We start from the raw sequence: 6,402 nt of genomic DNA on the forward strand, positions 1-6,402 counted from the left end.
GATGGCAATGACCGACAACCAGAAGACCTTCGCCCATGACGATGCCAGCGTCGTCGTGGTGATCGGGTCCGGCGCGGGGGGCGGCACCCTGGCCAACGAGCTGGCCCAGCAGGGCATCGACGTGGTGGTGCTGGAGGCCGGCGCCCTGCACACCACCGCCAACTTCCTGGCCGACGAATGGGCCTCCTTCGCGCAGCTCGCCTGGCTCGATACGCGCACCACCTCGGGCAGCTTCCGCCTGGCCAGGGACTTCCCCAACCTGCCGGCCTGGATCGTCAAGTCGGTGGGCGGCACCACCGTGCACTGGGCGGGGGCGAGCCTGCGCATTCAGCCCCACGAGTTCGCGGCGCTGACGAACTACGGGGAGATCGAGGGTGCCAACCTGCTCGACTGGCCGCTCACCTACGACGACCTGGCGCCCTACTACGACCGCGCCGAGCGGCGCATGGGGGTGACCCGCACCAACGGCAACAAGGGGCTGCCCGGCAACAACAACTTCAAGGTGATGTACGCCGGCGCGAAGAACCTCGGCTATTCGTGCAATACCGGGCACATGGCCATCAACAGCGAGCCGCGCGATGGACGCAGCGCCTGCCAGCAGCGCGGCTTCTGCTTCCAGGGCTGCACGACCGGCGCCAAGTGGTCGACCCTCTATACCGAGCTGCCCGAGGGCATCGCCACCGGCCATCTGGAGCTGCGGCCGGAGTCCCACGTGGCGCGCATCGAGCACGATGACAGCGGCAAGGTCACGGCGGTGGTCTACTTCGATGCCGAGGGCAACGAGCAGCGCCAGCAGGCGCGGCTGGTGGCGGTGGCCGGCAACTCCCTGGAGACGCCGCGCCTGCTGCTCAACTCGGCCAGCACGCTGTTCCCGGAGGGGCTCGCCAACGGCTCGGGCCAGGTGGGGCGCAACTACATGCGTCACATGACCGGCTCGGTCTACGCCACCTTCGACGAGCCCGTGCACATGTACCGCGGCACCACCATGGCCGGCATCGTCTCCGACGAGGCGGGCCATGACCCCACGCGGGGCTTCGTCGGCGGCTACGAGATGGAGACCCTGGCCCTGGGCCTGCCCTTCATGGCCGCCTTCCTCGACCCCGGTGCCTGGGGGCCGCGCTTCACCGGCGCGCTCGACCAGTACGAGAACATGGCCGGCATGTGGCTGGTGGGCGAGGACCTGCCCCAGGCGAGCAACCGCGTGACCCTCAACCCCGACGTCACCGACCGCTACGGGCTGCCGGTGGCCAACGTCCACTACGACGACCACCCCAACGACATCGCCATGCGCGAACACGGCTACCGTCAGGGCGCCGAACTCTACCGCTCGGTGGGGGCCCGGGATATCTATGAGGTGCCGCCTTACCCCTCGACCCATAACCTCGGCACCTGCCGGATGAGCGAACGCCCCGAGGATGGCGTCTGCAACGCCTATGGCCAGGCCCACGAGATCCCCAACCTCTTCATCTCCGACGGCAGTCAGTTCACCACCTCTGCGGCGGAGAACCCCACCCTGACCATCGTGTCGCTGGCCATCCGCCAGGCCGAGCACATCGGTCAGCTGATGCGGCAGGGCGAGGTCTGACACGCGTCCATGACGCGCCTGGCAGCATCAGGCGCGTCTCTGGCCCCTAGATGTCATCGATCAAGGAGTTGTGACATGAGCTTTGCAGGTGAGCAGTATCCCGGCGTCCAGGCGCCACCCCCCGAGACCGAGGGCTTTCGCCTCAACCACACCATGCTCAGGGTCAAGGACCCCGAGGCATCCCTGGGCTTCTATACCCGGGTGTTCGGCATGCGGGTGCTGCGCCGGCTCGACTTCGAGGAGATGCAGTTCTCGCTCTACTTCCTGGCAAGGCCGGAAGCCGGCGAGACCGTCCCCGAGGAAACCGGTGAGCGCACCGTCTGGACCTTCAGCCAGCGCGGCGTGCTGGAACTGACCCACAACTGGGGAACCGAGAGCCAGGAGGGGCGCATCTATCACGACGGCAATGCCGAGCCCCAGGGCTTCGGCCACATCTGCTTCTCGGTACCGGACCTGGAGGCGGCCGAGGCCTGGTTCGACGCCAACCAGGTGGAGTTCGTCAAGCGCTCGGACCAGGGCAAGATGAAGGACGTGGTCTTCGTCAAGGACGTCGACGGCTACTGGATCGAGGTCGTCCAGGCCGACCGGCTCTCAGCCCTGGGCGACTGAGCCCGGCCTACCCGGGGAAGTCGTCGCCGCGTGCCGCCCGCTCCTGAGGCAGCAGGGCGGCATGGATCATGGCGTTGACCGGGGTGGGGACACCGGCCTCGCGGCCCAGCCGCACCACGGCACCGTTCTGGGCCTCCAGCTCGGAGGGGTGGCCCGCCATGATGTCGCGCTGCATGGAGGCGGTGCTCTCGGCCGGCAGCGAGTCGATGAACCTCAGGGCCCGCGTCACCGCGTCCTCGGGCAGCGCCACCCCACGGGCCCGAGCCACTTCCTCGATCTCGGCAAGCAGGCGCTCGGTCAGCGAGCGGGTCTCGGGGAGCGTGCGGGTCACCCCGATGGGCGCCCGGGTGACGGCGCCGATGCCGCTCATCGCGCAGATGAACAGGAACTTGCTCCATACCGCGGTCTGGATGTCGTCGGGCATCTCGCCGCTGACGCCCGGGGCCCTGTCCAGGGCGTCGCGCAGGCGCCGGGCCCCATCTTCCTGGCCGGGGTGCCGCGTGCCCAGGCGCACGAAGGGCGATACGCCCGCGTGGCGGATGCGGCCCGGCGCTTCGCGCCAGGCGAGGATGCCGCACAGGCCCTCGAGCACTGGCGCCTCGCCGAGCACCTCGGCCAGGGTGGCGGCCGCCTCGACGCCGTTCTCCAGCGGCAGCACCAGGGTCTTGGGGCCGACCATCGGCCTGATCGCCTCGGCGGCCTCGAGGACCTGCCAGGCCTTCACCGCCACGATCACCGCGTCCACGACGCCCACCTCGGCCGGGTCGTCGGTGGCCCTGGCCGGGTCGAGGGTGACGTCGCCCTCGATGCTGGAAACCGCGAGGCCGTGGTGGCGGATTGCCGCCAGGTGCTCGCCCCTGGCGATGAAGGTGACCTCCTCGCCGGCCTGTGCCAGGCGGGCGCCGAAGTAGCCCCCGACGCCGCCGCTGCCCATGATCGCGACCTTCATCCTCTCTCCTCGTCCTGTGGGTGATGGCTCCCTCGAGCATACCGGCAGGGGCGCGCCACGGCGATGGCCGGACTGGAGCGACGGGGCCGGTCGGTGTAGGCTTGCCGCCCTCTTCACAGCACAGGACCCGATCATGAGCGATCTGCCCAACTGCCCCGAGTGCGGCTCCGAGTTCACCTACGACGATGGCATCCAGCTCGTCTGTCCGGAGTGCGGCCACGAGTGGTCGAGGGACGTCGGCACCGAGCCGGCCGGGGAGGAGGTGGTGGTCCTCGATGCCAACGGCAACCCCCTGGCCGATGGTGACACGGTCACGGTGATCAAGGACCTCAAGGTCAAGGGCAGCTCTTCGGTGGTGAAGGTCGGGACCAAGGTCAAGGGCATCCGCCTGGTCGACGGCGACCACGATATCGACTGCCGGATCGAGGGCATCGGGGCCATGAAGCTCAAGTCCGAGTTCGTCAAGAAGGTGTGATACCCTCTCGCCACGACGGGAGGAGCACCCCCATGGCCGAGGATTCATCCCACAAGGCTGCTGCGGCTGCCAACGATGTGTCACTCCGGGACAAGGTCGCGTTCCTGTCGAGTGCCCGGGCTTACCCCGGGTTCGAGGGTGAGGTCGATGTCCGGGAGACCCACATGGCCTGGGTCTTCCTGGCGGGGAATCGCGTCTACAAGCTCAAGAAACCCGTCGAGTACAGGCATCGTGACTGTCACTTCCTGCGCGACCGCGAGGTGCTCTGTCACGAGGAGGTCCGGCTCAATCGTCGCCTGGCGCCGGAGGTCTACCTCGGGGTGGCAGCCTTGCGAGTCGATCCCGCGGGCAGGCTGGTGCTCGATGGTGAGGGCGAAGTGGTCGACTGGCTGGTCGTGATGAAGCGGCTGCCCGAGCACCTCATGCTGGATGTGGCGCTATCTCGGGACACCGTCACCGGGACCATGGTGACCCGGGTCGCCCGGCGGCTCGCCGCCTTTTACCGGGGGCTCGAGCCGGTCGAGATGTCGGCGGAAACCTACCGGGATCGCTTCCAGCGCGAACTCGACCGCAACCGCGAGGTCATCGCGGATTCGCGATTCTCCCTGGCAAGCGATGGGGTGACGTCGATGCTCGACCGTCTCGACCGCCTGCTCGAGGAAGAGCCCGACCTGCTGGGGGACCGCCCTCGCCAGGGGAGGATCGTCGAGGGGCATGGTGACCTGCGCCCCGAGCATGTCTGCCTCTCCGATCCCCCCGTTGTCATCGACTGCCTCGAATTCAGCCGTCCCCTGCGGCTGGTGGACCCCTTCGACGAACTGTGTTTCCTGGGGCTCGAGTGCGAGCGACTCGGGGCTGCCTGGATACTCGAGCGACTGGTCGGCGAATGCGCCCGGACGCTCCAGGACCGGCCAGACAAGCGGTTGCTGGCCTTCTATACGGCCTATCGTGCCTGTCTCAGGGCACGCCTCTCCCTCTCCCACCTGCTCGAACCGGATCCGCGTACCCCGGACAAGTGGGAGCCGCAGGCCAGGGAGTACCTGGCGCTGGGGCTGCGGGCCTGTCGCGAACTGGACTAGCAATGCCCCTGCACGGATCCCTGGCTATCGGGGGCAAGGAGGGAGCTGCCGTTATGCAGGACCCTCGAGCAGATCGGTGAGCGAGCCATTCTCATGGACGCGGCGGATGGCCTCGGCAAAGAGCGGAGCGGCGCTGACCACCTCGAGGTGTTGGCTGGCGACGCCGGCGTCCAGACGGGTCGGCGGGACAGTGTCGGTCACCACCAGCCTGGTCAGCTGCGGGTCGCTGACCACCCTGTCGGCATCGCCGACGAACAGGCCGTGTGCCGCCAGGCCGTATACCTCCCTTGCGCCCCGGTCCAGGCAGGCCCGGGCGGCGCGCAGCAGGGTGCCACCCGAGCTGATCAGGTCATCCACGACCAGCACCCTGGCCCCTTCGACCTCACCGGTCAGCAGGGTGCCGCTGACCTTGCCCTCGCTGCGACGCTTCTCCATGAAGGCCGAGCCGACTTCGCGACCCAGCATGGGCGCGAGCATTTCCCTGAAGCCCTGCGCCCGCTTCACGCCGCCCGGGTCCGGGGAGGCCACCACCACCGGTCCGTCGCCGCAGCGCTCCCGCATGTGATCGGCGAACAGGCGACGGGTATCGAGGGTGTGGGTAGGGCAGCGGAAGGCGTTCTGGAACGCCGCGGGATTGTGCACGTCCAGCGTCATGACGGCATCGATGCCCATGGCCTCCAGCAGCATGGCCAGATAGCGGGAGGTGAGCGGGTCTCGGGGCTTGGTCCTGCGGTCCTTGCGTGCATAGGCCATATAGGGGATCACGGCGGTCACCCGTGCGGCTCCCGCATCGCGGACGGTGCCCAGGAAGAACAGCAGTCGGCAGAGCCGTTCGTTGACCCCCTGTTCCGGGTCGCCATTGAGGCTCTGCAGGACATAGACATCCTCGCCGCGCACGCTTTCCAGCGGTCGCGCCTTGTGCTCGCCGTCCTCGAAGTCGCGTTCCTCGTGTTCGGCAAGCGATATGCCAAGCGACTGGGCCACCTTCTCGCCGAAGGGGCGGCTGGCGTTGAGAGAGAAGAGTTTCATGGCTGCAGCATAGACGCGGGATCCCGAGCCTGGCGAGCCCCAGCGGTCAGGAACCGTAGGACGTCAGGCAGTTGGGCAGGCTCTCGCGCAGCGAGCGGGGCAGGATGCCCAGGTCCTGGAAGCTGCCGACGTCCTCGTCGGCGACGTTGTCCGCCTGCATCAGGATCACCTGGTCGCGGGTCAGTGGCGGGCCGGGCAGCCAGGTGGCCAGGGCCGCCAGCAGCCGCCAGGCGAGGAAGGGGAGTGGCACCAGCGGCCGCTCGCGCTGCAGGTGGGCGAGCAGTGTCTCGAGGATCTCGCGGTAGCTCAGCACCTCGGGGCCGCCCAACTCGAAGAGGCGCCGCTCGGTGGCGGGCTGGCCGGTGAGCCGGGCGATGGCCCGTGCCACGTCGACCACGTGTACCGGCTGCAGCCGGGTCGTGCCGCGGCCGAACAGCGGGATCAGCGGAAGCCGGGTGAGGCCCTCCAGGCCGGTGAGGAAGGCGTCCCCGGGGCCGAACAGCACGCTCGGCCGCACGATGATGGCCTTGGGCATGGCCTGGAGCACCGCATCCTCGCCCCGGGCGCGGGCCCGCACGTAGGCCGAGGACGAGTCGTGTCGGGCGCCTATCCCCGAGACCAGCACCAGCCGCTCAATGCCCGCCGCTCGCGCCTGGCTGGCCAGCCGCCCGGCCCC

General features: G+C 68.9%; 7 protein-coding genes. 4 read left to right on the forward strand and 3 right to left on the reverse strand.

Going from position 1 to position 6,402, the window contains the following annotated elements:
* The first annotated feature begins 1 nt into the window (after window position 1).
* Both SCI24_RS12250 and gloA read left to right on the forward strand, forming a co-directional pair.
* On the forward strand, window positions 2-1,585 hold the full coding sequence (locus tag SCI24_RS12250; RefSeq protein ID WP_318725644.1) for a GMC family oxidoreductase: 1,584 nt from the start codon (window positions 2-4) through the stop codon (window positions 1,583-1,585).
* 75 nt (window positions 1,586-1,660) lie between these two features.
* Window positions 1,661-2,194 carry a lactoylglutathione lyase gene (gene gloA, locus SCI24_RS12255; RefSeq protein WP_318725645.1) on the forward strand — a complete coding sequence of 178 codons (534 nt, stop codon included), beginning with the start codon at window positions 1,661-1,663 and terminating at the stop codon, window positions 2,192-2,194.
* A 7-nt stretch (window positions 2,195-2,201) separates the two neighbouring features.
* Here gloA and SCI24_RS12260 read toward each other — a convergent pair whose 3' ends face one another.
* Window positions 2,202-3,143 carry a 2-dehydropantoate 2-reductase gene (locus tag SCI24_RS12260; protein ID WP_318725646.1) on the reverse strand — a complete coding sequence of 314 codons (942 nt, stop codon included), beginning with the start codon at window positions 3,141-3,143 and terminating at the stop codon, window positions 2,202-2,204.
* 133 nt (window positions 3,144-3,276) lie between these two features.
* Here SCI24_RS12260 and SCI24_RS12265 point away from each other — a divergent pair, with 133 nt between their 5' ends.
* Both SCI24_RS12265 and SCI24_RS12270 read left to right on the forward strand, forming a co-directional pair.
* Window positions 3,277-3,618, forward strand: a complete 342-nt coding sequence (locus SCI24_RS12265; RefSeq protein WP_318725647.1) for a zinc ribbon domain-containing protein YjdM — start codon at window positions 3,277-3,279, stop codon at window positions 3,616-3,618.
* Between the two features lie 32 nt (window positions 3,619-3,650).
* Window positions 3,651-4,697: a phosphotransferase gene (locus tag SCI24_RS12270; RefSeq protein WP_318725648.1), complete on the forward strand. Its 1,047-nt coding sequence runs from the start codon at window positions 3,651-3,653 to the stop codon at window positions 4,695-4,697.
* Between the two features lie 51 nt (window positions 4,698-4,748).
* Here SCI24_RS12270 and SCI24_RS12275 read toward each other — a convergent pair whose 3' ends face one another.
* A complete protein-coding gene (locus tag SCI24_RS12275) occupies window positions 4,749-5,726 on the reverse strand; it encodes a ribose-phosphate pyrophosphokinase (protein WP_318725649.1) in 978 nt (325 codons plus the stop codon).
* 46 nt (window positions 5,727-5,772) lie between these two features.
* Window positions 5,773-6,402 (reverse strand): complex I NDUFA9 subunit family protein (locus tag SCI24_RS12280; RefSeq protein WP_318725650.1); only part of this gene is annotated, 630 nt, incomplete at its 5' end.

The organism is Halomonas sp., assembly GCF_033549285.1.
Classification (GTDB): Bacteria; Pseudomonadota; Gammaproteobacteria; order Pseudomonadales; family Halomonadaceae; genus Halomonas.